General features: G+C 34.5%; 24 protein-coding genes. 16 read left to right on the top strand and 8 right to left on the bottom strand.

From position 1 onward, the window contains the following. The first annotated feature begins 11 nt into the window (after positions 1 to 11). The 10 genes from gndA (at position 12) to IIF7_RS05685 (ending at position 12626) form a co-directional block, all read left to right on the top strand. Complete coding sequence (gene gndA / locus IIF7_RS05730) at positions 12 to 1418, top strand: NADP-dependent phosphogluconate dehydrogenase (protein ID WP_084840722.1); 1407 nt, start codon at positions 12 to 14, stop codon at positions 1416 to 1418. A 23-nt stretch (positions 1419 to 1441) separates the two neighbouring features. Beyond that, complete coding sequence (gene zwf, locus IIF7_RS05725) at positions 1442 to 2968, top strand: glucose-6-phosphate dehydrogenase (RefSeq protein ID WP_084840721.1); 1527 nt, start codon at positions 1442 to 1444, stop codon at positions 2966 to 2968. Beyond that, entirely contained in the window at positions 2962 to 3672 is a 711-nt protein-coding gene (gene pgl, locus IIF7_RS05720) for a 6-phosphogluconolactonase (RefSeq protein ID WP_084840720.1), read from the top strand. Before zwf ends, pgl begins: the two co-directional genes overlap by 7 nt. Positions 3673 to 4018: 346 nt before the next feature. Further along, positions 4019 to 6379 carry a T9SS type B sorting domain-containing protein gene (locus IIF7_RS05715; protein ID WP_084840719.1) on the top strand — a complete coding sequence of 787 codons (2361 nt, stop codon included), beginning with the start codon at positions 4019 to 4021 and terminating at the stop codon, positions 6377 to 6379. Positions 6380 to 6601: 222 nt separating this feature from the next. Beyond that, positions 6602 to 7141, top strand: a complete 540-nt coding sequence (locus IIF7_RS05710) for a helix-turn-helix domain-containing protein (RefSeq protein ID WP_084840718.1) — start codon at positions 6602 to 6604, stop codon at positions 7139 to 7141. A gap of 104 nt (positions 7142 to 7245) precedes the next feature. Further along, positions 7246 to 7848, top strand: coding sequence for an FMN-dependent NADH-azoreductase (locus IIF7_RS05705; RefSeq protein ID WP_084840717.1), 603 nt, complete (start codon positions 7246 to 7248; stop codon positions 7846 to 7848). Positions 7849 to 7967: 119 nt separating this feature from the next. Then, positions 7968 to 8795, top strand: a complete 828-nt coding sequence (gene ygiD, locus IIF7_RS05700; RefSeq protein ID WP_084840716.1) for a 4,5-DOPA-extradiol-dioxygenase — start codon at positions 7968 to 7970, stop codon at positions 8793 to 8795. 295 nt (positions 8796 to 9090) lie between these two features. Then, entirely contained in the window at positions 9091 to 10116 is a 1026-nt protein-coding gene (locus IIF7_RS05695) for a glycosyltransferase family protein (protein WP_084840715.1), read from the top strand. Then, positions 10117 to 11520: a GH1 family beta-glucosidase gene (locus IIF7_RS05690; protein ID WP_084840714.1), complete on the top strand. Its 1404-nt coding sequence runs from the start codon at positions 10117 to 10119 to the stop codon at positions 11518 to 11520. 251 nt (positions 11521 to 11771) lie between these two features. Further along, complete coding sequence (locus tag IIF7_RS05685; RefSeq protein ID WP_245801543.1) at positions 11772 to 12626, top strand: endonuclease/exonuclease/phosphatase family protein; 855 nt, start codon at positions 11772 to 11774, stop codon at positions 12624 to 12626. 111 nt (positions 12627 to 12737) lie between these two features. On the opposite strand, the gene IIF7_RS05680 is transcribed toward IIF7_RS05685, so the two are convergent. Next, entirely contained in the window at positions 12738 to 14216 is a 1479-nt protein-coding gene (locus IIF7_RS05680; RefSeq protein WP_084840712.1) for a sulfatase family protein, read from the bottom strand. 270 nt (positions 14217 to 14486) lie between these two features. On the opposite strand from IIF7_RS05680, the gene IIF7_RS05675 reads away from it, so the two are divergent. After that, on the top strand, positions 14487 to 14678 hold the full coding sequence (locus IIF7_RS05675; RefSeq protein ID WP_084840711.1) for a cold-shock protein: 192 nt from the start codon (positions 14487 to 14489) through the stop codon (positions 14676 to 14678). Positions 14679 to 14977: 299 nt separating this feature from the next. Here the strand turns inward: IIF7_RS05675 and IIF7_RS05670 are convergent, their stop codons facing one another. Beyond that, positions 14978 to 15493, bottom strand: a complete 516-nt coding sequence (locus IIF7_RS05670) for a DUF4251 domain-containing protein (RefSeq protein WP_176218902.1) — start codon at positions 15491 to 15493, stop codon at positions 14978 to 14980. Between the two features lie 461 nt (positions 15494 to 15954). On the opposite strand from IIF7_RS05670, the gene hpf reads away from it, so the two are divergent. After that, complete coding sequence (gene hpf / locus IIF7_RS05665; RefSeq protein ID WP_084840709.1) at positions 15955 to 16254, top strand: ribosome hibernation-promoting factor, HPF/YfiA family; 300 nt, start codon at positions 15955 to 15957, stop codon at positions 16252 to 16254. A gap of 99 nt (positions 16255 to 16353) precedes the next feature. Here the strand turns inward: hpf and IIF7_RS05660 are convergent, their stop codons facing one another. The 6 genes from IIF7_RS05660 to IIF7_RS05635 all read right to left on the bottom strand — a co-directional run bounded on the left by IIF7_RS05660 (position 16354) and on the right by IIF7_RS05635 (position 23192). Beyond that, the gene (locus IIF7_RS05660; protein ID WP_084840708.1) at positions 16354 to 18348 is read right to left on the bottom strand and encodes an aconitate hydratase; all 1995 of its coding nucleotides are present in this window, start codon (positions 18346 to 18348) and stop codon (positions 16354 to 16356) included. A gap of 201 nt (positions 18349 to 18549) precedes the next feature. Further along, positions 18550 to 19269, bottom strand: a complete 720-nt coding sequence (locus IIF7_RS05655) for a hypothetical protein (RefSeq protein ID WP_084840707.1) — start codon at positions 19267 to 19269, stop codon at positions 18550 to 18552. A gap of 242 nt (positions 19270 to 19511) precedes the next feature. Further along, positions 19512 to 20207: an OmpA family protein gene (locus IIF7_RS05650; RefSeq protein WP_084840706.1), complete on the bottom strand. Its 696-nt coding sequence runs from the start codon at positions 20205 to 20207 to the stop codon at positions 19512 to 19514. A 132-nt stretch (positions 20208 to 20339) separates the two neighbouring features. Then, complete coding sequence (locus tag IIF7_RS05645; RefSeq protein WP_084840705.1) at positions 20340 to 20819, bottom strand: lipocalin family protein; 480 nt, start codon at positions 20817 to 20819, stop codon at positions 20340 to 20342. A gap of 86 nt (positions 20820 to 20905) precedes the next feature. Next, positions 20906 to 21067, bottom strand: a complete 162-nt coding sequence (locus tag IIF7_RS05640; protein ID WP_084840704.1) for a DUF1328 domain-containing protein — start codon at positions 21065 to 21067, stop codon at positions 20906 to 20908. 127 nt (positions 21068 to 21194) lie between these two features. Next, on the bottom strand, positions 21195 to 23192 hold the full coding sequence (locus IIF7_RS05635) for an alpha-ketoacid dehydrogenase subunit alpha/beta (protein ID WP_176218901.1): 1998 nt from the start codon (positions 23190 to 23192) through the stop codon (positions 21195 to 21197). A gap of 222 nt (positions 23193 to 23414) precedes the next feature. Here IIF7_RS05635 and IIF7_RS05630 point away from each other — a divergent pair, with 222 nt between their 5' ends. Genes IIF7_RS05630 through IIF7_RS05615 form a run of 4 tightly spaced genes read left to right on the top strand, consistent with a single transcriptional unit; the run spans position 23415 to position 26531 of the window. Then, a complete protein-coding gene (locus IIF7_RS05630) occupies positions 23415 to 24365 on the top strand; it encodes an isopenicillin N synthase family dioxygenase (protein ID WP_084840801.1) in 951 nt (316 codons plus the stop codon). Between the two features lie 3 nt (positions 24366 to 24368). Then, positions 24369 to 24725, top strand: a complete 357-nt coding sequence (locus IIF7_RS05625; RefSeq protein ID WP_084840703.1) for a translation initiation factor — start codon at positions 24369 to 24371, stop codon at positions 24723 to 24725. Between the two features lie 2 nt (positions 24726 to 24727). Further along, complete coding sequence (locus tag IIF7_RS05620) at positions 24728 to 25660, top strand: DUF1835 domain-containing protein (protein WP_084840702.1); 933 nt, start codon at positions 24728 to 24730, stop codon at positions 25658 to 25660. 1 nt (position 25661) lies between these two features. After that, entirely contained in the window at positions 25662 to 26531 is an 870-nt protein-coding gene (locus IIF7_RS05615) for a nucleoside phosphorylase (RefSeq protein WP_084840701.1), read from the top strand. Positions 26532 to 26572: the final 41 nt, after the last annotated feature.

The following is a 26572-nucleotide window of genomic DNA, read 5'->3' as shown; positions in this document are numbered from 1 at the left end:
AAAACTGAATCATGAAAGAATTCGATTTTGGAATTGTTGGACTTGGAGTAATGGGTAGAAACCTGTTGCTTAACATGGCCGACCATAAATTTTCTGTAGCCGGGCTGGATCTAGACCCCGAAAAAGCTGCATCTCTGGAAAAAGAAGCTTCAGAAGAGCACACTATAAAAGGAACAACTTCTGCCGAAGAATTTTGCGGACTAATTCGTAAACCAAGAGCAATTATGTTACTGGTTCCTGCGGGTAAACCTGTAGATTCGGCTATCGCATCGCTTTTACCTTATTTAGAGGAAGGTGATGTCTTGGTAGATGGTGGTAATTCTTATTTCCCAGATACCAACCGTCGTGTGGATGAACTTGCCGAAAAAGGAATTCATTTCTTCGGAATGGGAATCTCTGGTGGTGAAAAAGGAGCTCGTTTTGGCCCAAGTATGATGCCGGGCGGTAATGCTGAAGCATACGAAAGACTTCGCCCAATTTTTGAAGCTGTAGCTGCAAAAGTAAATGACGAACCTTGTGTAACTTATCTTGGAAAAGGATCTGCTGGAAACTATGTGAAAATGGTTCATAATGGTATCGAGTATGCAATTATGCAACTTATTGCTGAAGTTTATGATCTGCTAAAAAGAGGATACGGGGTAGAAGATGCTAAAATTCAGCAATTATTCGAAAAATGGAATAATTCAGAATTAGCTTCTTTCTTAGTTGAAATTACTGCCGGAATCCTTAAAAAGGAAGACGAAGTTACTGGTAAAGGTATTTTACTAAATTATATCTCAGACGCTGCAAAAGCTAAAGGAACTGGTAAGTGGACATCACAAAATGCGATGGACATCCAGGCGCCAATCCCGGCAATTAATGCTGCGGTAGAAATGAGAGATATTTCAAAATATAAAGAAGAGCGCGTACAGGCTTCAAAAAGTTTAAAATGGACAGATGTTTCAGAAACTTCAGAAGAAGAAATTTTTGCTGAATTAACTGATGCCTTTTATTTTGCCATGATTAATATTTATGCTCAGGGATTAGCGCAACTAACTATCGCCTCTAAAGAGTATGATTATGGATTAAATCTTGAAGAAGTTGCTAAGATCTGGCGAGGTGGTTGTATTATTAGAGCGGCCTGTTTAGAAGATTTTAGACAAGCTTATAGTAAATCTCCAGAATTACCTAACCTTTTATTAGACGAAACTTTAGGGAAATCTTTAGAAGAAAAACAAGCTGCGGCACGTAAGGTGGTTAAAACCTTTATCGACAAAGGAATCCCAGCATCAGTGTTTACTTCTACAGTTTCTTATTTTGATTCTTACAGAAGTGAAATTTTACCAACAAACCTTATCCAGGCACAAAGAGATTTCTTTGGAGCGCATAAATATGAGCGTACCGATAAGGAGGGTGTTTTTCATACTGAATGGAATTAAGCCTCAATTAATTTAAAATTAAAATGAAGACAGAAAAGAAAGCGGCCCCAACGATCATTGTTATATTTGGTGGAACAGGAGATCTTGCCAGCCGTAAATTAATCCCTGCGTTTTATAATCTTTATATAGATGATAGAATGGCAGATAATTTTGCCATTTTTGGATTAGGAAGATCAGATTTTGATGATGCTTCGTATAGAAAGGATTTATATAAAAAATTAAAAGAATTTTCTCGTCGTGATCCAGATGCAAAAGTTTGGAAGAAATTCGAAGAATCGATACATTATTTTAAATCTGATATTACCAACGAGAAATCCTACCAGGATTTACACTCAAAATTAACGACTCTTGATAAAGAATGGGGAGAACGTGCTAATAGATTATTTTATCTATCGGTATCACCTAAATTTATCGATGATATTACGGCTAATTTAAAAAGTCAGAATTTAGTTGAAGAACTTGAAAAAGATCGCCTGGTAATCGAAAAACCATTTGGTTACGATCTGGAATCTTCAATTGAATTAAATAAATTGCTTCAAAGAACTTTTGATGAGAAGCAAATTTTTAGAATCGATCACTATTTAGGTAAAGAAACCGTTCAGAATATACTTGCATTCCGTTTTGGAAATGCGCTATTCGAACCACTTTGGAACCGAAATTATATCGATTACGTACAAATTACTGTTGCTGAAAAAGTTGGAGTTGGTACTCGCGGTGGTTACTATGAAGGCTCTGGTGCACTTCGTGATATGATCCAGAATCACCTTTTACAAATTCTTTGTATGGTGGCAATGGAAGCACCAATCTCTGCAGATGCTGAAGAAATTAGAAATCGTAAAGTTGAAGTTTTACGTGCCATACGTAGAATTAAACCAGATGAAGTTAGCAAAAATGCAGTTCGTGGCCAATATAGCGAAGGTTGGGTAGAAGGAGAAAAAGTACCTGGATATCGTGAAGAGAAGGGTGTAAGTGAAAATTCTAGTACAGAAACTTATGCCGCTATAAAATTCTTCATTGATAACTGGCGTTGGCAAAATGTGCCGTTTTACCTTAGAACCGGTAAACGTATGCAGGAAAAGAGCTCTTCGATTACGATTCAATTTAGACCTGTACCTCACGCAGCATTTCCTGGTGAGCAGTCTAATAATATAATGCCGAATAAGCTTACTATTAACTTGCAACCTCAAATGGATATAAGATTACGTTTTATGACGAAAAAACCAGGTTTAGAAATGAACCTGAATCCGTCTGAAATGGTATTCGATTATGACAGCTGTTCAACGCATACCCCAGAAGCTTACGAAACTTTATTGCTTGACGCTATGTTAGGAGATACTACCTTATTTATGCGATCAGACCAGGTTGAAGAAGCATGGGATGTAATTAAAACCGTTCAGGAAGCTTGGGATAGCAGGGATTCAATTAATTTCCCTAATTATCAGGCAGGAAGTTACGGACCAGAAAGTGCAGAGGCACTTATCGCACAGCAAGGTCATGTTTGGTCTATAAACGTACGTGGAAAAAAAGAAAAGAAACAAGAAGAATGCTAAATATCTATCAAACTAAAGAAGAAGCAAGTCGTGCTGCTGCTCAGCATTTTGTAGAACGTGCAAATTTAGCTGTAGAGGAGCATGGCAAATTTACCGTTGCATTAACCGGAGGGTCTTCACCTGCCGGAATGTATGATTTGTTGACTACAGAATTTAAAGAACAGGTTGCATGGGATAAACTTTTTGTTTTTTGGTGTGATGAAAGATGGGTTCCTATTGAAGATGATCGTAGCAATGCGGGAAATGCCTTTAAAGATTTTCTTGATAAAGTAAGTATTCCAAAAGAGCAAATCTTCCCAATGTATAAAGACGGTGTTTCTGCAGAAGAATATGCTAAGGAATATTCGGCAATTTTGGATGAAGTTTTAGAAGATGGTAAAACCTTCGATCTTATCTTTTTAGGTATGGGAGATGATGGGCATACGGCGTCTTTATTTCCTGGTGAAAAAGTAATCTATGAAAAAGATAAAAAAGTAGATGCTTATTTTTTAAAGCCACAGGATATGTACAGGATAACCTTAACGGCACCATTAATTAATTCGGCTAAAAGCGTCGCATTTATAGCTTTTGGAGCTAAAAAAGCAGATGCTCTTTTTGAAGTTATTAAAGGAGAAAAGAATATCGAAAAATATCCTTCTCAAATTATAGATCCTGCTGGAGAATTAATGTGGTATGTAGATAAAGAAGCTGCTGCAAGGATTTAGACTGAAATTCTAAATTATATATTTCTAAAAATCCGAACTAATGTTTAGTTCGGATTTTTTTTAGTTAACACTAGTGTTAAAAAAAGCATAAAAAAATTCGTCGATATTCTTGATTTTTTATACCTAAAAGTTAATTTTGGACAATCTCAAATTACATGATCTGGCATGAGAAATTTTATCTTGATTAGGTACTTTTTATTATTCAGTAGTTCCGTTTTTAGACAAATAGAATATTCTAAAACCACTAAAAAAGCAGTTAAAAATATCTATTTTAAAGAGTTATTTTTAAATAGCTACCAATGGCTGGTAAATCGTTCTATTTTGAGTCTTCAAGACTGATTTAAAGATGAAAAAGAGTAATTTCAACCAACTTTTCAAGCCAGTTATCTTTACATTAGGTATACTACTTTTTAGTATAAATTTAGAAGCACAATGCCCAATTGGTAATGTTACGATTAATTCGCAAAGTGAATTGATCCAGTTTCAAAATAATTACCCTAATTGTACAATTATAAATGCTAATCTTAGTATCTCCAGCTTAGTTACCGATTTAACTCCGCTTCAAAATATAGAAGAGATTAAAGGAGACCTTACAATTAGCAATACCAATATTGAAGATCTAACCACAGAGCTTTCAATTTCTAAAATTAATGGTGATCTTAATATTATCAACAACAATTTACTTAGACATGTCAATTCATTTAACGAATTGACCGAGGTAAGTAATATCAATATAGATAGAATAAGTGGCTATTTTGACGGTTTCAATAAACTTGAAAAAGTAAACACAATAGATTTAAACAATCTTGGGATGTCCCTTGATGCCTTTCAAAATTTAAAATTTGTTGAAGAAAGTCTTATAATGGATGATTTAGGTTTGGCATTAAGGATTTACCAGGCCTTCAATAAAGTAGAATATATAAAAGGTAGCCTGGTTATTAGGGATTATCCACATGGAATTGGCTTATTTTCAGAATTAAAATACATTGGGAATGATCTATTTATAAATAGAACTGGTATTAATGAAATAGAAGGTTTTAATAAATTAGAAAGCATTGGCAGTTTAGGCGGAGGTGATTTTGAAATTACAGAATCGCTTGAATTAACTGTTTTTACAGGATTTAATAATTTACAACGTGTTTATGGCAATATGGTAATTACGGGAAATCCAGAACTACCAGAGATAAGTGGATTCTATAACTTGGAAAAAATAGATAGAGCTCTTATAATTCAAAATAATAACAGATTGGCCGCACTAACGGGGCTAGAAAACTTAAATGCAGTAAGTAATAACTTTGGAAATCTTGGATTAATAGTTTCTAATAATCAGGAATTAACAGATTGTTCAGCTATATGTAATTTATTGGCTAATAACAGAGTTTATGATGACGTTGAAATATTGAATAATCCTTCTGAATGTAGTACAAGACAGGAAATTGAATCTAACTGTTTACCAGATTTTGACAATGATGGTATTCCAGATGATATAGATCTGGACGATGATAATGATGGAATACCAGATATCATTGAAGATAATGGTATTCTTGATCGTGACTCAGATAATGACGGTAGTCCAGATAAGCGAGATCTGGACAGTGATAATGATGGTTGTTATGATGTTCTCGAAGCTGGTTTTAATGATGATGATGACAACGGAACATTAGGAAATTCTCCAGATACTGTAGATGAAGATGGTTTAATTATAAATGAAACAACTGGCTATACAACTCCATTAGATGAAGACAACAATGGAATTTACGACTTCCAGGAAGCATTTACACTAAGCGCAGGTAATGATGCAAGCATTAATTTATGCCAGGAAGGTAACGCTATTGATCTATTTAATTATTTGGGAAAGGATGCGCAGCGTGGTGGTACATGGAGCCCAAATTTAGCTTCTAACTCCTCTGTCTTTGATCCATCCTTAGATTCTGAAGGCATTTACGCTTATACAGTAAATAATTATTGTATTAGCCAAACCGCTATTATTGAAATTAATTTTGAGCCCCAGCCAGAACCTGGTTTAGATACTAATATCTCTATATGTCAATATGAAGAAGCATTTAGATTGGTAGATTACTTAGAGGGAAATCCAGACTCCAATGGTTATTGGGAGCCTAGTTTACCAAATGGTATTTTTGATCCTCAAACCAACGAAGAGGGGACTTATACTTATCATATTTCTAATGAAAATTGCGAAGTTTTAACTTCAGAAATTATTATTAGCTTCTTAGATAGAACTGAAACCATTTCATATGAGTATTCAACAGCACTTAATAATGATGGCTCTTATAATATCTTTTTTGAAACCGCAAATGAATCTGGCTATACATTTAGCTTAGATGATATGACTGATCAATCAAATGGATACTTTTATAATATTTCCCCAGGTATACATCAAATTAAAATAACCGAAATTAATGGCTGCGGGATCGTTAACGAACAAATTGCTCTTATAGGTTTTCCTAAATATTTCTCTCCTAATAGCGATGGTATGAATGATTTCTGGCAACCACTAGGTATAATAGATAACGAAGTACAGACCTATATTTATGATCGATATGGTACATTATTAAGAAAATTACAAGGGGACGAACATTGGGATGGCTCATACAATGGGAAACCTATGCCAGAAGATGATTACTGGTTTAAAGCATTAATTGGGCAAGAAAGTGAGCAAAAAGGACATTTTAGCCTTATTCGGTAAATTTATGTTTTGATTTTATTTTCTACTCTTAGAACTATTTATATTCAAATTACTTTTTGTGTTAATAAAATATCGATAAATATTAAACAAAACCAAGTTATGGCATTACAATTGCTATATCTATTTACAAATACTTAGAATATAAAATATAATTAATTTTTTAGCCGTAGCGTTTTTACACCCTACTATTAACGAAGGCTTTAGATAAAAACAATCGCATTTATGAGTTTGTTCGTGTCTTACATCGTTGGCTTCGTTTTAATACTCAGTTTGGGAATATTCGCTATTTCTGGGCCAACCCTCGTTTTCTTTATTTTGTTTCCACTTTTTTTAATAATGGTTTGTAATAGTGGAGTTCTTTCTGAAAATGAAAATGATCCATCACAACGCAATTATATCGATGCCAATACCGCTATCGAGTATTCCAGACTTTTGGATAAAATTATGCAGAGGGAGAAATTTTATTTAATTAAAAACCTAAGAATCGATGAAATAAGCAAACATTTAATGCTTACTGCGAAGGAATTAGATTTTATTATTCACGAAGCTAAACACAAAACATTTAATCAATATCTTGACGATTTAAGAGTATTAGAGGTTAAAGAAATGATTAATATTCCCGAGTATGAAGATTGTGATCTTAAATGTTTGGCTGAAGCCTGTGGATTTAGCGACTTTAATGACTTCGAAAATGCTTTATACAGAGTATTTAATACCACACCACAAGAATTTAGAGAAAATTTTATGGAGCAGGATGTCTAAGCTACTAAACTAAATGTTAGTAGTAACATCTATGGAAGTACTAATATTCATAGTCTTTTTGTGTTTATATTTGTATATACAAATGTCATGTAAAAATAAATATTATGAAAAAGATACTTCATGTAATTTCAACTTTAAACGGCCAAAATTCTTATAGCCTTGCATTAGGAAATAAAATTTTAGATCAGTTAAAGAATGAATACCCCGAAAGTGAAGTTGTAGAAAGAAACCTCGTAGTCGAAGATTTTCCACACATTTCAGAAGATAAATGGCAGGCGATTATCACTCCTGAAGAAAATAGAACAGATGCTCAAAAAGAAGCGATTGCTATTCAGGAAGAAGTTATTCAGGAATTATTTGATGCTGATATTCTTGTAATTGGAGCACCTTTATATAATTTCGGTATACCTTCTCAATTAAAAGCCTGGATCGGTCATCTTGCCAAAACAGGAACTACTTTTAAATATACCGAAGAAGGACCACAAGGTTTGGTAACAGGTAAGAAAGTATATATCGCAATGAGTTCTGGCGGAGTTTATTCTGAAAACCCAGCCTACGATTTTGTTTCAGATTACCTTATTAAAGTATTTGGTTTCCTAGGAATGACAGACGTAGAATTGATTAGAGTGGAAGGAATTGCTATACCAGAATTACGTGATGGAGCACTAGATAAAGCTGAAAAACAATTAGCTGAATCTTTGGCTTAATCACCACCGAAAGAAAAAGAAAAATTATCATAAGCCTTTCGGTTGCTATCCGAAAGGCTTTTTTTATACTGCTCACTTGTTATTTCAGGAATAAAAAGAATACTTAAATTTATCGAATTATGAATTTATCCGATCTTCATACCATTTCTACCAGCTTTAAAAGCACTCCTAAAATGCCAACTTTGTTCTTTGGTCACGGTAGCCCAATGAATGCGATAGAGGAAAATGAGTTTGTAGCAAATTGGCGTAAAATTGCCGCTAGCTTACCCAAACCTAATGCTATTTTATGTATTTCAGCACACTGGATCACAAGGGGAACTGCTGTAACTGCTATGGCACAGCCAAGAACTATTCACGATTTTGGAGGTTTTCCGCAGGAATTATTTGATGTTCAATACCCGGCCAAAGGAAATCCTGAATTAGCCGAAGCTACTTCCAACTTAATTACCAGTGAAAGTATTCATTTAGATCATCAATGGGGTTTAGATCATGGCGCGTGGAGTGTTATACGCCATTTATATCCACAGGCTGATATTCCAATTGTTCAGCTAAGTTTAGACGCCTATAAAAGTCCGCAAGAACATTATAAACTTGCAAAAGAACTCGCCGTTCTTAGGAGAAAGGGAATTCTGATTATTGGAAGTGGTAATATTGTACACAATCTTCGTCGCATTGATTGGCCAAATATGAATAAAATCGACCATGCCTTCGATTGGGCCAGGGAAGCCGATAATAAGATCAAGAAACTTATCCTGACTAAAGATCATAATTCTCTTCAGGATTATCATCATTTAGGGGCTGCGGTAAATCTTGCCGTACCAACATCAGATCATTATTTGCCGCTGCTGTACACTTTAGCGCTACAGGAAGACAAAGATGAATTGGAGTTTTTTAATGATAAAGCAGTTGGTGGATCTTTAACTATGACCTCTTTAAAACTCAACTAGTTCATATTCATTTAAGAAAACAAACATTCTTAACCTTAAATCTGCACTTATTTAAAAAACACATAACTTACTTTAAATCATAAGTATATAATTTTAAGAGTTGTAAATTCTTTAAGAATAAGCTTATGGTTAAGAAAGCTAATTTTAAGACTAAGTCCGGTAAAAACAACTATTTAAAAGATGGTTTTCAGAAATTGTTGGTGGCGGTTTTTGTGCAAAGAAGATTAAGTGCGATGATTTCCCCTTTTATTCTGAAAGAAAAAAATTATACCCATTTCTTTAGAATTTCGCATTAATGAAAATACTTTATGCGATTCAGGGAACTGGTAATGGTCATCTTAGCCGTGCTCTGGAAATTATCCCCATTTTACAGAGAAAAGGTCACCTGGATCTTTTAGTTAGTGGTACACAAGGTGATCTAAAACTTCCTTACGATGTAAAATATCAGCTAAAAGGACTAAGTTTTATCTTCGGAAAAAAAGGCGGAGTAGATATTTGGAACACTTATCGTAAAAACCGAATGAAACGGCTTTACAACGAAATTAAAAGCATTCCAGTAAAAGAATATGACCTTGTAATTAACGATTTTGAACCTGTAACCGCCTGGGCCTGTGCTATGGCCAGGAAAAATTGTTTCGGTTTAAGCCATCAGGCGGCAGTACTTCATCCATTAGCGCCAAGACCTTTGAAAGAAGATTGGTTGGGTTTAAAAATTCTAAAACAATATGCGCCATGCAACTTTAGTTACGGTTTTCATTTTAAAGCTTTTGATGATCGTATTTTTACTCCGGTTATAAGGTCTGAAATTCGGCAGCTTCAGCCAGAAAAATTAGATCACTACACGGTATATCTTCCGTCTTATTCAGATAAAAAATTGCTGAAATTATTCAGCAGTTTTCCTCAATTCAAATTCGAAATATTTTCAAAGCATTTTAAAAAGGCTTCAGAAATCGCCAATATCGTCATTAAGCCGGTAAATAATAAAGATTTTGTTGAAAGTCTAAGAAGTTGTAGCGGAGTTATTTGCGGTGCGGGTTTCGAAACACCTGCAGAAGCTTTATTTCTGAAGAAAAAATTATTAGTAGTACCAATGAAAGGCCAGTTTGAACAGCAATGCAATGCCGCCATGCTTAAAACAATGGGAATTACAGTGCTAAAAAACCTAAAACAAAAATACTACCTAGAAATTGGAAAATGGCTTATAAAAAATGAAATTATTGATGTGAATTTTCCTGATGAAACCGAAATGATTATTGATAAATTAATCGCCGTTGCTTTAAAAGAGCAAAATACTGCAGTTACTGATACCGAAATTGTATAAATGGAGGATAATTTTTTTTCTAACTTAAAAAGAAGTGATTTTGGTGAAGATTTTATTTGGGGCACCTCCACAGCTGCATTTCAGATAGAAGGGAGTCCTTTTGCCGATGGTAAAAAAGCTTCCATTTGGGATGAGTTTTCTCATAAAAAAGGAAAAATTTATAAAGGTCAAAATGCTGATATTTCGTGTGATTTTTATAATCGATACGCTGAGGATTTAGGCTTAATGAAATCGATGAATATTAAACATTTTCGATTTTCACTTTCCTGGTCTCGCATTTTACCCGATGGAACTGGAAAAATAAATGAAGCTGGTCTCGATTTTTACGATCGTTTGATCGATCAATGCTTAGCCTTGGGAATTACGCCTTGGGTTACGCTGTATCATTGGGATCTACCACAGAAGCTGGAAGAAAAAGGTGGCTGGACCAATCGCGAGATCATAAACTGGTTTAGTGAATATGTAAAAGTTTGTGTTTCTAAATTTGGAGACCGTGTAAAGAACTGGATGGTTTTAAATGAACCTTTGGTGTTTTTGGGAGCCGGACATTTTTTAGGAATTCATGCGCCGGGTAGGAGAGGAGTAAAGAATTTTATTCCTGCAATGCATCATGCTTCGCTTTGCCAGGCCATTGGCGGGAGAATTTTACGCGATTTTGATCAAAATCTAAATATAGGCACCACTTTTTCCTGTTCGTATATTGAAGCTTTTCGCGATCGTGAAAAAGATCAAAAGGCCGCAAATAGAGTAGATTGCCTGGTAAACAGATTATTTTTGGAGCTGAGTTTAGGCTATGGTTATCCTTTTGAGGAATTAGCATTTTTAAAAAGAGTCGAAAAATTCTATAAAGCTGAAGATGATGATCTACTTAAGTTTGAATTCGATTTTATTGGAATACAAAATTATACTCGGGAAATTGTAAAGAATGCCTGGTGGATTCCATATTTACAGGCTACAAATGTAAAAGCTGAAAAAAGAAATTTGCAAACTACAGAAATGGGTTGGGAAATTTATCCTGACGGACTTTTTCATCTCCTTAAAAAATACAATGCCTATCCTGGTGTAAAAAACATTTTAGTGACTGAAAATGGTGCAGCATTTCCAGATCAGGTTATTAACGGGCAGGTAAATGATGAAGAAAGAAAACAATATCTTCAGCAATATATCGCAGCGACTCTAAAGGCAAAAAAACAAGGCGTAAATGTAAATGGCTATTTTGTATGGAGCTTTACAGATAATTTTGAATGGGCCGAAGGTTATAACCCAAGATTTGGCTTGGTTTATATCGATTATGAACGCCAACAGCGCATTATAAAAAACTCTGGTTTGTGGTATCGTGATTTTTTAAAAACTTCATCAATCCAAAAAAGGACTAATTACCAATCGATTAGCTTTAAATCATAGAAATATCTTCAAAAACTTAACTTTAGCATCAGTTTTATTTAATATCAGGGTAAATTTTTTAATTACTGAATACCTCTATTTTTGACATTTCCGTTTCAATTTTATTCATGATAATTTTATGACTATTATTGAAAACATTCAGAAATAAAATACCATCAAGCAATTGTTTAAAAATCAAATTTATTTCGAGGCATCAGTATAACTCTATCTGAAGGCAATTTAATATCGATTATCAAGTAAATATTAGAATAATGAAAAATAGAATTTTAGGCGTATTACTTTTCTTCTTTGCTTTAACACTTAGTGCGCAGGAAGATCCATTAAAAATTATGAGTAGCAATATTAGAATGGCTACTGAAAATGACGGCATTAATTACTGGAACTTTCGTAGAGACTGGTTCAACGAAATGGTAAAATTTGAGGATATCGATGTTTTTGGAGCGCAAGAAGTATTGTACTCGCAATTAGAAGATATGCAAAATGCTTTGGATGAATACGCTCATATTGGTGTTGGTAGAAGAGGAGGCACAGAAGGTGAGTTTTCGCCTATTTTCTATAAAAAAGATGCCTTTGAAGTTTTAGATAGTGGCACCCTTTGGTTATCTGAAACTCCAGAAGTTGTGGGCTCGAAGGGTTGGGATGCTGCTTTACCAAGAATCGTAACCTGGGCAAAATTCCGAAGAAAAAAGGATCAAAAACTATTCTTCTTCTTTAATACCCATTTTGATCATGTAGGAACTGAAGCGCGTAAGGAAAGTGCCACTTTAATTCGAAATATCATTGCAGAAAAGATCACTAAAGGAACTCCTGTTTTTGTAACGGGCGATTTTAATGTTCCGCCGTCTTCTGAAGCTTATCAAACTATGATCTCAGATAAAGGTGAAAGTCTAAAATTGCTAGACACAAAGTTAAATGCTGAAAAACAATATGGGCCCAAATATACCTTTAATGGTTTTCAGTTAGAGCCAAATCAAGATAGAGATCGTATCGATTATGTTTTCTATCAGGGAGATGTAAGTATTAAAAGTTATCAGGTTTTAGATGCGCAACGCGGTCCTAAATTTATTTCAGATCATTTTCCGGTGATCGTAAAAGCACAGATGTAATTTTAAGTAACTGTAATTAAAACTGGTAGTTAGTAGTGCAGTTTGATTTTTAGTATGAAAAGAGCTATCCTTTACTGGGCAGCTCTTTTCCATTTTAATATTCAATTTTAGTTATTCTGCTTGTTCCAATTTCGGCATTTCTTTATACCAATTGGTTACTGCTCTCGTCATTTCCGCTACTTTTTCAGGGTGATTATTGGCGATATTAGTGGTTTCAGCGGGATCTTTTATAAGATTATATAATTCTGCCCGGCTTCCATCAAAATCACAAACCAGTTTGAAATCACCATCTCTCATGGCTAAATCGGGTAGGGATTTATCAAAATCTGGATAGGTTTTACGATCTGGTGGTCTTCCCCAAAAAATAGGTTCTTGTTTAGAGGAATTAGTTTTTCCCAACATGGTTTTTAGCATATTTTCTCCATCGCTAATTTCGCTTTCTTCAGTATTTATTCCGCTAAACTTTAGTAAAGACGGTTTTAAATCTATTGCCGAGAAATAATTTTGAGTGTTCCGACTTCCTTTGGCATTTTCAGCAATAAAATTAGGCCCCCAAACAATTAAAGAAGATCGTATTCCACCTTCATATAAATGACCTTTAAATCCGCGTAATTCTCCCGAATTTCCAGCTCCGGGTTCCGGACCATTATCTGAACAAAAAACAATTAGTGTATTTTCACTAAGTTCTTTATCATTCTTAATATAGTTGAAAAGTTTGCCAAATTGCTTATCCATTTCTTCTAAAACCGCTAAATACAAAGCACGTTTGCCATCTTCTTTGGTGAGATTATAATCTTCAAAAGGTGGCCAAAACGGACTATGAACATCATCTGGCCAGATATTCACATAAAATGGCGCATCGCTGTTTTTTGTACTGTCTATAAACTGAATCGCAGCATTAATAAAACCGGTAGTAATTTCTGATCGTTGCATCCAGGTTACATCACCGCCTAAACGCTCGGCATCAGCCCAAATTCGGCCAACATTTCCCTGCGCATCTTTGGTAAGCGGTAATAATTTAGGGCCAATTCCTTCAAAATTAGTCAGCGATTTATCAAAACCATAATTAGTTATTTTTGGGGCCTCTTCTACATCACGCTGTCCACCCATATGCCATTTTCCAAAATGTCCTGTGGCGTAACCATTTTCTTTTAAATCTCTGGCAAGCATTGGCGCTTCAGGATCTAACCAATTGGCTACACCTCTGCGAGCATTATGTTGCCTATCTGAAAGAAAAGATGTGATATTCCAGCGCTGCGGGTAAGTTCCGGTTGAAATTGCTACCCGGGAAGGTGAACAAATTGGCGCATTTACATAAAACTGTTCAAAACTTATACCTTCGCTTGCCATTTGGTCAATATTGGGCGTTTTAGCCTCTACATTTCCAAAACTAGAAAGATCCTGCCAGCCCATATCATCGATAAATACAAGGATAATATTAGGTTTTTTTGTAATTTCTGAAGTTTTAGAACTGTTTTTAGACTTACAAGCTGTAAAACTTTGAAACAGCACTAGTATTATCCCTATAATGAAAACATACTTTACATTATTCTGAAAAAATAGTGGTGAAATTGTCGATTTTCGGAACATAACTTTTAAAATTATAAATACTTAGTTTTGATAAAGTTATATAAACAAAGTAATAATTAAACGATTTAGCAAAAGAAATTGATTTTTTTGCTAAAAGAGCGTTTGAAACCGAATAACGTGCATTTTTTAAAGTATTGTAAGATTGATTTTATATGAGTTTGAAATCATTTATTTGAATATCAAATAATTAAAATTTAAAATACCTATTAATTATAACTGTTTATTCAAATAATAGTTCCATATTTGCCGTCTATAATTTAATATATTAAGATGAATAAAGGAACAGTAAAATTCTTTAATGACACTAAAGGATTTGGATTTATCACTGAAGAAGGTGTAGACAAAGATCATTTTGTACACGTAACAGGTTTAATTGACGAGATTCGCGAAGGCGACGAAGTTAAATTTGATCTTCAGGAAGGTAAAAAAGGATTAAACGCAGTAAACGTAGAAGTTATATAACATATAGTTTTTCAAGGTTTATCAAAAAGCTCATCAGAAATGATGGGCTTTTTTAGTTTAAATAATTTTCCACTGAACGATCCTAGAATGAAAACAATAATATCCTTATCAATAAATCTGTAAGTCCTAGAATAGAAAATACATTCTTAGAAATCATTCAGGATATTGCTTCTGAATTATAATTGACACATGATATATTTGAACTATAATTTATATTATGTAAAATAGAATATTTAATAATTGCCCTATTTAGATATTTATCCATAAAATATTCAAATAAGCTCTTAATTTCAAACTTGCTATTCTTCAGTCTCTAAACGTGAAAACTTACCGGTGTACGAAATATTATCACGTTGTGAACTATTTACTGAGGTGCTAGCATTACCATTTGCATATAATGTTATGTAGAATTGATAGATTTCAGAATCGTCCCGACCCATAAATTCATAACGAACATAATCTTTAGCTTCATTTTCAGTCATCTTAAAATCTTCTGGAATTCCTTCAAATTTAATTCCGCCGCGATCATTAAAACCTCCGCCCATTTGACGAACCCCAAAGTATGGTAGAAAAATATCCACAGAATCTCCTTTAAATTTTATATAATTTGGATTCCCAATTAGATTTACATTTCCACTATTAAAATTGGGATTATTAATAAACGTCACCGTATTGGCTCGCATAGGATTTGCCCATTGATTTTCGATTTGTAATTCTTTACTTTCAGCAAATTCCTTTAAATCTGCAAAATTATTTATATCAGGAACACTATAATTTACGCCACAGGCAACAACTAAGAATAATACTGCAAGCAAATAATACTTTTTTAAAAAAATTACAGTTGATTTTATACAATTTTGGATATATTTTTTCATTACTATTTTATTTATTATCAATAGTATAAGATACAAAACATATTCTATTTTTAGTCTTAACTGATAGCATATTATCATTGTACCTGATAATCTTTAATTCGGGTATATAATTTGAATAAATTCAGCTAAATAAGTCTTAAATTAGCTTAACAGTCGTTTTCGCTTCAAAAAAGAGAATTTAAAACCACTAAACCCTATTAAATTTAGGGTAAAATGAAAATTTTATTCGATTTACAAGGCTACACCCCTGAATAAAAAAGGGTATTATTCTAAAAATTTTGAATATTAAACATGTAAACCTATAAATTTTTAAATCTATCTTAATTGTTTCTAAAAGAAGCCATAAAAACTTGTCTAAATAGTGATTATTAGCTTTCTTAGGCCTATCAAAAAAAACTTTTATGGAAACGATTTATCAATTTGTTGCTTTAAGTAAAAGCGAACGTTTACAAAGCTTTGTAAATGAAAAACTAGAGAAAATAGAGAAGAAATACGATTTTATTACTCGTGCAGAAGTTCATTTTAAAAGAAACCACGCCGATGATGAAAAAGGATATATATGTAACATTAAAGTGAGTATCCCTGGACCACAAATTTTCGCTGAATCGAATGCTGAATCTTTTGAGGCTGCTGCTGCACAAACTGTAAAGGAACTCGATAAACAGTTAGACAAGAAAAAAGGACAAATGCAAACGCATTAAAGATTGTTATTTCCCAAACATAAATAGCTAACACTAAAAAAACCCTTTCAATTAAATTTTGAAAGGGTTTTTATTAGCATTTTCATAAGTAGATGCCAATTAGACTTCTTCTTGCACACGCTCCTTTTTTAAGCGATATTTAAATTCATTTATAATTCCACCTTTTAAAAGCACATTTATTTGCCGGTCACTTAAAGTATGTTTGGTTTCAAATTCTACATTCTCAGCATCTTTTTTCTTTACAAGTACTTTTATATTATTTCGGTTCTCAACATCTTCTCGTAAATTTTTAAAACTAACCGTATCTCCCTGTTCGATTTTATCATAGTCAGCTTCATCTATAAATTCTAAAGGAAGAATTCCAAAATTCACCAGATTTTGCCAGGCAATTCTCGCATAACTATTAGCAATCACTGCATGCTGACCCAAATATTTTGGAGCAATGGCCGCATGCTCACGGCTAGATCCCTGCGCATAATTATCTTTGGCAACAACAATATGGCCTCCCTCCTTCTCTTTGGCTTCCATGGCACGATCGTAAAATGTTTCGTCTACTACCGTAAACGCAAATTTGCTAATTTCTGGCAGGTTACTTCTAAATGGTAAAACTTCAGCACCCGCTTTTAAAATTTCATCTGTAGAAATATTATCGCCCATTTTTAATAAAACCGGTACATCAATTTCATTAGCTAAAGGCTCAATTGTAGGTAAAGATTTAATATTTGGCCCCTTCTCTAATTTTACTTCTTCTCCATTTTCAGCTGGTGGTACCAACATATCTTCATTAATAATCTCTATTTCTGGAGCTTCATATTTAGGATATTTCATATCAAAAATTTTCTCTAAATCACGTGGATCGGTAATTTCTCCGGTTAATGCCGAAGCTGCCGCAGTTTCTGGGCTTACTAAATGTACCTGGTCATCTTTTGTTCCACTACGGTCTGGGAAGTTTCTTGGCATTGTTCTTAAACTTATTGTTCCTGATGCCGGTGCCTGCCCCATTCCTATACAACCCATACACCCCGACTGATGAAAACGAGCTCCTGCTTTAATAAGATTCGCAAAAGCACGATTATCGATCATATTCTGAATAATTTGTCTTGAAGTTGGATTTACATCTAAAGAAACATCTGGATTTATAGACTTATCCTTCACAATTGCTCCTGCAATCCAAAAGTCGCGTAATCCGGGATTTGCGGAAGATCCAAAAACTGCCTGACTAATTTTTTTACCAGCAACTTCTTCTATTGCCACAACATTTCCCGGGCTGGTTGGTAAAGCAATTAAAGGAATTAATTCACTTAAGTTTATTTCATCATTTAAATCGTACTCACAACCTTCATCGGGTAACAATTCTACCCAATCTTCTTCACGCTGTTGGGCTTTTAGAAATTTCTTTGTTTCCTTATCACTTGGAAAAACTGTGGTTGTGGCACCAAGTTCTGCCCCCATATTGGCAATTACGTGACGATCCATCGCGCTAAGCGTATCTACACCTGGTCCGTAATATTCTATAATTTTTCCTACTCCGCCTTTAACATCATAGCGGCGAAGCATTTCTAAGATCACATCTTTAGCACTTACCCAATCTGGTAATTCTCCGGTTAATTTTACGCCCATTACCTGTGGCATTTTTACATAATAAGGTTGCCCCGCAATAGCTGCGGCGACATCCAAACCACCGGTACCTATGGCCAACATCCCTAGAGATCCTGCTGCCGGAGTGTGACTATCTGATCCTACTAATGTTTTTCCCGGTTTCCCAAAACGCTCCATGTGTACAGGGTGACTTACTCCATTTCCTGGCCGGCTAAACCATAAACCAAATTTTCTTGCGGCCGAAAGTAAAAATTTATGATCATCGGCATTTTTAAAATCGGTTTGTAGTAAGTTATGGTCTACATATTGCACAGCAACTTCGGTTTGTGCTTTTTTTAGCCCCATTGCTTCTAGCTCTAATTGCACTAGAGTTCCTGTAGCATCCTGAAGCAAAGCCTGGTCGATTTTTATTCCAATTTCCTTTCCGGGAGTCATCATATCGCCTTCAAGGAGATGTGCTTTAATAAGTTTTTGAGTGACGTTTAATTTTGACATAGTTGGTTTCTTTTATCCTATAAGTTAAGCATAAGCATTTTGAAGAACCCACTCTTTAACAATAAGTTATACTGAAATTGTTAAGTTTTCGCATAGTTTTTAGAATTCACATAGTTCAATTAAAAAAATACCCTGTAATCTTCAATCTGAATAATTACAGGGTACTACTCTCCTATTTGTCGGAGCAATTTATATTTTATACTATTTAGTACGGCTTAAACCATTAAGAATATCGATTTGCCGCCCCTCGTCTACATTAAAAGCCGGTTTTCCTTTTCTTGGGAAAAAGTAGGTAAACTCATCTTCAAAGGCACTCCAACTTTCAGCAAGCCCAAAATCGTCGTTTTCACGCTTCATTTCTGGACGTTTAAATGTATTTAATTCTGAATCATAATCAGATCCCACAGCATCGTCACCAGGGAAAAGCATACCGTCATTTATATCAGAATATACTAAAACTGAAGCTCCTCCATTTCCTGGAAGATCAATTACTTTAATCCCAAAATGTTTTAGATCGTTAGCCTGAGTGGTAATATCTTTTGTTTTAAAATCGTCTTTAAAATTGTTTCTTGGATGCGCGTAGATTGGAGCGTCGTTAGCATCTTCAGAAATCGTTTTTAGATCTGCATAAGCATCATCTAAAATCCCATCGCAGGTAATAAGAATACCTTTTATCTGGTATCCATCATTTACCAGTTTTTTTACCGCTGCTTTGGTTTCTTCTTCAACAACATCAATTAGTAAAATATCTCTTCGGTTTATATGTCTAATTGCATAGCCCTGATTAAATACGCCGTCTTTTTCCTTTCCTTTAATTAAAAATGTATCTGGAATTAATTTTAGAAATTTACCGGTTTCGCCTTGCTGAATATACTCAGCAGACTGGCTATGCAACACCTCCATTTTATCAACAGTCTTCATATAAATTGATTTTTTTATTAGTTAATTTGAAGATACAAAGTCAATAAACTTTTCACAAGGCTGTTTAGAGGGGTTTAACTCGCATTTAGCAATCCATTAACGGAGTTCGAGTCTTAACTTATTTTACTCGATAATTGATATTAATTGCTAAAAAAGCTATTTAATGTCTATTAACTACAAAATAGAAGAGCCACCCAAAAGGTGGCTCTTACATATAACTTTATAAATGATATTAAGAATTCTTAATTATCTGAAGTCTGATTTTCTGCTTCTTGTTTTAAATCTTCGTTTGCAACAATTGCAATTTCTACCCTTCTATTTTTAGATCGACCTTCAGCAGTAGAATTATCATATTTTGGCTGGGCTTCACCGTACCATTTTGTATCGAATCTGCTAGCGGCAATTCCGTGATCGGTTAAATAGTTAGTTACCGCCTGCGCTCTGTTTTTAGATAGGGTAAGGTTATAGCTATCACTACCAGTATTATCTGTATGCCCTTCAACTAAAATGTTGGTATCTGGATACTCTTTAAAGATACCGGCAAGTTTATTTAAAGTTTCTTCAGATTTAGCATTGATATTATATTTTTCTGTAGCAAAATAAACACCGCTATTTTCATCGAAAGTTACGTTTATACCTTCACCAACACGCTCAACTTCAGCTCCAGGAACTTCAGTCTCTATTTGCTTAGCCTGTTTATCCATTCTATTACCAATGTAAGCTCCGGCAGCACCACCTACAACACCACCTATAATAGCTCCTAAAGCAGTATTTCCATCTCCTGTATTGTTACCAATAACACCGCCAATAGCAGCACCACCAGCAGATCCTATAACTGCTCCTTTTTGTTTATTGTTTGCATTTTGAATAGCATCACAACTTACCAATACACTGGCTGCAAAAAATATAGCCACAATTTTATTTATTGTCCTCTTCATAATCTTATAGTTAATTGTTCTATTTTAAAATTCTTTTTTAGTAAACTACCTAAAGGCAAGCCAGTGAGGTAGTGATTTGTAAATTCTCTTTGACATCCAGAAAACTATCTGGGACTTGAGTTGTAATCTCGATTATCTGGTAAACATCATTCTTATTACAAATGGCGATCCTTCTAATGTTACAGTTTGTTCCCAAACCATTGAAGAACCAGTAAGACTAACAAGATTTAATCTAAACCCCTGGTCTCCATTTGTAGATCTATATTTTTCATTTACAGGTTTTAAAAGAAAATCATACATTCCCTGCGGAGTATTTTCTTCGTCGATAGACCAGATATAATATCGCGTTCCGCCAACACAATCGGGGCCAGAAACTTCATAAGTTCCTCTGTTGTTATTTGATACAAAATCCCACGTGCTTCCTTCAAAACAACTGGCAGAAGCATCATTAAATAAAGTCACATCAAAGGTTCCTGTATTATTTGGGTAAGTAATATTTGTAAGGGTCCAGGCTCCATCAAAGGTTTTTCTGGCTTCTTTAGCTACTTTGCTTGGGCCTCCACAAGAAACCAAAAGAATAAGTAGTGCGGTAATTGAAATTACTTTTTTCATGGTAGTAGTTTTATTAAATAAAAAACCAATGCAGCGCAACAAATTTGGTGAGGTCTACATTGGGTTAATTTTCTTTGCTGCTTAGATTACCTTCTAAATAGCCTGCTTATTAAAGAGATAACAAGTAAAACTATAAAAATGTAAAAGATGATCTTTGCGATCTCGGTTGCTCCAGAGGCTATACCTCCAAATCCAAAAATTGCCGCTACAATAGCAATAATTAGGAAAATTACAATTAAACGTATCATAATAGATTTTTTTGATTAGCTAAGCCTAAATTAGCATAGGGATTCACCGTGAACAAAAGATTATTAATACTTTAACAGAGGTGTTGTTAACAATTCTTAATTAGATTCTGCTAAAAAATATTATTTATTAATATTCTATTAATTCTTTTAGTTTTTCCTGAAATCGCTGGTATGGCAAATACCCTTTTTCTAAAACCGAATTAAACGGAATTGGCGTCTCTAAACCGCCCACTCTAAATACCGGAGCATCTAAAAACTGGAAGCAATTTTCGCTAATTTGAGCTGCAATTTCTGAAGCTAAACTACCAAATAAGGAATCTTCGGTAAGGATAATAACTTTGCCAGTCTTTTTTACTGAAGTGAAAATAGTTTTAGTATCTAAAGGCTGAAGTGTTCTTAAATCAACAACTTCAATATCATTAATGTTTTCCTTTTCGATTATCCTAAAAGCCTCCTGTAGCGCAGCACCATAGCTGATAATCGTTAATTTTGAACCAGATTTTACAATATTCGCTTTACCAATCTCTGTTTCATAGTATGCTGTTGCTACCTGTTCTTTTTGAGTTCTATATAAAGCCTTATGCTCAAAAAATAAAACCGGATTAGGATCATTAATCGCTGCAAGTAATAATCCTTTGGCATCACTGGCATTAGATGGATACACCACTTTTAATCCTGGTACTTTGGTAAACCAGGCTTCGTTAGACTGGCTGTGAAATGGCCCTGCTCCTACACCTGCCCCACAAGGCATTCTAATCACAACATCTGCATTTTGCCCCCATCGATAATGTTGTTTTGCCAGATAATTTACAATGGGATTAAATCCTGAACTTACAAAATCTGCAAATTGCATTTCTACAATTGCTTTTATACCTTTTATTGAAAGTCCGGCAGCTACTTCTATTATTCCACTTTCACAAATAGGGGTATTACGAACTCTGTCTTTACCAAATTCTTCAACGAATCCTGAAGTAATTTTAAAAACACCACCATATTCTGCAATATCCTGCCCCATTAAAACCAGGTTTGTATATTTTCGCATTGCAATTTTTAAAGCCTCGCTTATAGCATCTATAAAACGTAATTCTATTTTTTCTTCGGAAATCTCAACATGTTGATTTTCTATCGTTTGAAAAACATCATTTAATTCGGCTGTTTCATTAAAATCAGGGAATCTATCTTCTGCAGTAATGGTTAAATGTGCTTCAATTTCCTGCTTCATTTCCCATTTAATATGCTCGGCCCAATCCCAATTTAAAATTCCACGTTCCAATAAATGTCTTTCATATCTTACAATAGGATCTTTTTGCTGCCAGTGAGCTAAAAGTTCTTCTGGCACATAAGCTATGCCACTAGCCTCTTCATGGCCACGCATTCTAAAGGTTTTAAATTCGATTAAAACCGGGCGTGGATTTTCACGAATATTCTGGGCGATATTCGATAATTTTGAATGAATTTCTAAAATATTATTTCCATCGATGATATGAGATTCCATTCCGTATCCCTTTGCTCGATCGGCCAAATGTTCACAACGATATTGCTCGTCTGTAGGTGTAGATAAACCGTAAGCATTATTTTCAATACAAAACATTACCGGCAAATCCCAAACCGAGGCAATATTTAGTGCCTCATGAAAATCACCTTCACTGGTACCACCTTCACCGCTAAAAACAGCACATAATTTGTTTTCTCCTTTTAGTTTATGAGCCAAAGCAATTCCGTTTGCTACACCCAACTGCGGTCCCAGGTGAGAAATCATGCCAATAATCTTATATTCCTGAGTTCCAAAATGAAAACTACGATCTCTTCCTTTGGTAAAACCATTCATTTTCCCCTGCCATTGCGAGAATAAACGATGTAAAGGAATATTTCTGGCAGTAAAAACACCAAGATTACGGTGCATAGGCAAAATGTATTCATCTTCCTGTAAAATAGAAGTAACTCCAACCGAGATTGCTTCCTGGCCAATACCTGCAAACCATTTGCTAATCTTTCCCTGCCGTAAAAGAATAATCATTTTTTCTTCTACCAGTCGGGGTTTTAAAAGCTTTTTATAAAGATCGATTAGAAACTCTTCTGAATAAGCCTCAGAGTTAAACAACATTTCAGTAGAAAGATGATCCATAGCTAAAAGTTATATTCAAATGTAATTAAATAGAAAATGCCACCTCTATTCATTTCAGTAAAAAAACAGTAGATTTTCAGATAATTATATCGAGCAAAATGTGTAATTTTAAAGAAATAATCGCTAGCCCCAAGTGTTAGCTAAGTCTTAAATACTGTTGATTTTGGCCTTTTTTTCATTAAGTTTGTGTGCTTTATCAATAAAAAAAGAGATAAAATGGCAATGACGAATATACCAAGCGTAGATCTTGCAGACTTTGTATCTGACGATCCTGCAAGAAAGCAAAAGTTTGTTGATGAAATAGGAAAAGCTTACGAAGAAATTGGTTTTGTAGCTTTAAAGAATCATTTTTTAAGCGACCAATTAGTAGAAGAATTATATAAAGAGGTTAAAGCATTTTTTGATCTTCCCCTGGGAACAAAACAAAAATATGAGATTGAGGGATTAGGCGGGCAACGCGGTTATATTTCCTTCGGAAAAGAGCATGCAAAAGGAAAAAAAGAGGGAGATTTAAAAGAATTCTGGCATTTCGGCCAGGAGCCTGCTGAAGATGCTCATCTTAAGGAGGAATACCCTGAAAATGTTCATGTATCAGAACTAAAGGATTTTAATCATGTGGGCATGGAAGCCTATCGCATGTTAGAAAAAACCGGAATTTATGTTTTACGTGCCTTAGCGATTTATATTGGTTTAGAAGAAACTTATTTTGATCATTGGGCCAGTAACGGGAATTCGATCTTAAGACCTATCCATTACCCACCAATCACTGAAGAACCAAAAGGTGCGGTTCGTGCTGGTGCACATGGCGACATTAATCTAATTACTTTATTAATGGGAGCTTCTACCGGTGGTTTACAGGTATTAAGAAAAGATGGAGAATGGATTGACGCAATACCAGCCGAAGACGAATTGGTAATAAATGTTGGAGATATGTTAGAGCGTCACACCAATAACAAATTACGCTCTACAATACATCGTGTGATTAATCCACCAAAAGAGCAATGGGGAAAACCACGTTATTCTATTCCGTTTTTTATGCATCCACGTAGTGAAATGCCTTTAGATTGTTTAGAAGAATGTATCGATGAGGAAAATCCAAAGCATTACGAAGATATCACTGCTGGTGAATTTTTACATCAGCGTCTTGTTGAAATTGGATTATTGAAAAAGTAATTTATGGCTAAAAAGAAATTAGGACTAGAGGATTTAGGCGGATTTGTATTTTCTACAAATAATGATTTTGATGAAAGTGATTATGTAGAAAATGAAGCAGAAGAAAACCTTGAACCAAAAGACCAGCGTCTTGAAGCTCATTTTAGTAATAAAGGTCGCGGTGGTAAAACCGTAACTATAGTAAAAGGATTTGTAGGTCCAGAGGAAGATTTAATTCGCCTTGGAAAGCTTTTAAAGAAAAAATGCGGTGTAGGTGGCTCTACTAAAGATGGAGAAATTATCATTCAGGGTGACGATCGCGATAAAGTAATGCAAATTCTTAAAAAAGAAGGATATAATGTAAAACGTGTTGGTGGATAATTTTGGAACAAAAACCTTTACATATAATTAATGGGGACAGCCTTGCAGAAAGTGTGGCAGAACTCGATTTACCCGGCCAACAGGTCATTTGGCGTGAAATGTTGTGTGAAGGACCAACCGAACAGGAAGTAGGTTCAGCTAAGTTTATTAAAACTAGAAAGAAGTTTCTTCAAAATTATTACGGAATTTCAGCGGAAGATTATCAGCATGAATTTGTTTCAGAATTAAAAAGACTAAAAAAGATCGAAGACTACGACCATATCATCTTATGGTTTGAATTCGATCTTTTTTGTCATATTAATGTTTTAGCCACCATTAGCTATATTACAGAACATAAAAAAGATGTTCCGTTTTATTTAGTGTGTAGCAAAAAATTAAAAGGAGACGAAAAGCTTACGCCTCTTTCCCAACTTTCAGAAAAACAACTTTTAAATCATTACAACAATAAAATTTTATTGATAGAAAATGATCTGGAAGTGGCTAATCTTATGTGGGAACTGTACTGTAGCAATAATCCTTTACTGCTAAAACGGCAAATAAAAACAAATACCAATTTCGAATATCTTTCTAGCTGTATTAGAGCTCATGTAGAGCGTTTTCCTAATAGCATAACCGGTATAAATTCTCTAGAGCGAAATATTTTACGCTTAATTAGAGAGCGTGATATCCATAATTACACGCAACTTATGGGGTATGCGTTAGAATATCAAGGTTATTATGGGTATAGTGACGTACAAATGAAGCGCATTCTAGAAAAGCTCTCTATTTTTTACGCAGCTGAAGAACAAAAAATAAAACTTACCGAAAAAGGCCATTTAGTGCTCGATGGCAAAAAGAATTTCTACAGAGAATTGAAGAACGAAGATATTTTTGGCGGAGCAAAAATGTATGATTTTCTTTATGATCCTGAAGTACACCAATTATTAAAACTATAACATGCCCTTACAAGCTTCTGAATTTATTCTGAATGAAGATGGCAGCATCTATCATTTAAATTTACGACCAGAACATTTAGCAGATACTGTAATCACAGTTGGAGATCCAGATCGAGTGGATATGCTAACTAAACATTTTGATGAAGTAGAATTCAGTATTAAAAAAAGGGAATTTCACACCCAAACAGGAACCTATCGCGGGAAACGTATTACGGTAATTTCAACCGGAATTGGAACCGATAATATTGATATCGTATTTAATGAACTTGATGCTTTGGTAAATATTGATTTCGAAAAAAAAGAAGTCAAAAAACAACTAAAATCTCTTGATATCATTAGAATTGGCACTACCGGAAGTATTCAGGCAGATATTCCTATCGATTCATTCCTATTAAGCGAAAAAGCTATTGGTTTTGATGGTTTGCTTCATTTTTACCAGAGTGAAAAATTCTTAGATTCGGCATTTTCAGAAGCATTTATTAAGCATATGGATTGGTTTAACAAGAAAGCAAATCCTTATGTGGTTGAAAACAGCAAAAGCCTTCAGCAAAAATTAGATTCCGAAGCTATTTTTAAAGGAATCACTGCTACGAATATCGGATTTTACGGTCCACAGGGACGTTCGCTTCGCCTTGGTTTACAAGACGATAAAATGAATGCTAAACTGGCTAATTTTAAATATTTAGACCAAAAAATCACTAATCTTGAGATGGAAACTTCTGGCATTTATGGAATGTCTAAACTTTTAGGCCATAATGCAGTTTCTATGAATGTAATTTTGGCTAATCGCGCAACAGGAGAATTTAGTGCCGCTCCGCAAAAAACAATGGAGAAGCTTATTGGCTATTGTTTAGATAAGCTAACTTCCTAAGCCTTATTTAACAGAAAATTAGAACCTAAACAAAGGTCAAC

This window comes from Zunongwangia atlantica 22II14-10F7, from assembly GCF_002094855.1.
Taxonomy (GTDB): Bacteria; Bacteroidota; Bacteroidia; order Flavobacteriales; family Flavobacteriaceae; genus Zunongwangia; species Zunongwangia atlantica.
The sequence above is the reverse complement of the archived record's forward strand: the minus strand, read 5'-3'. Positions and strand labels throughout refer to the sequence as shown.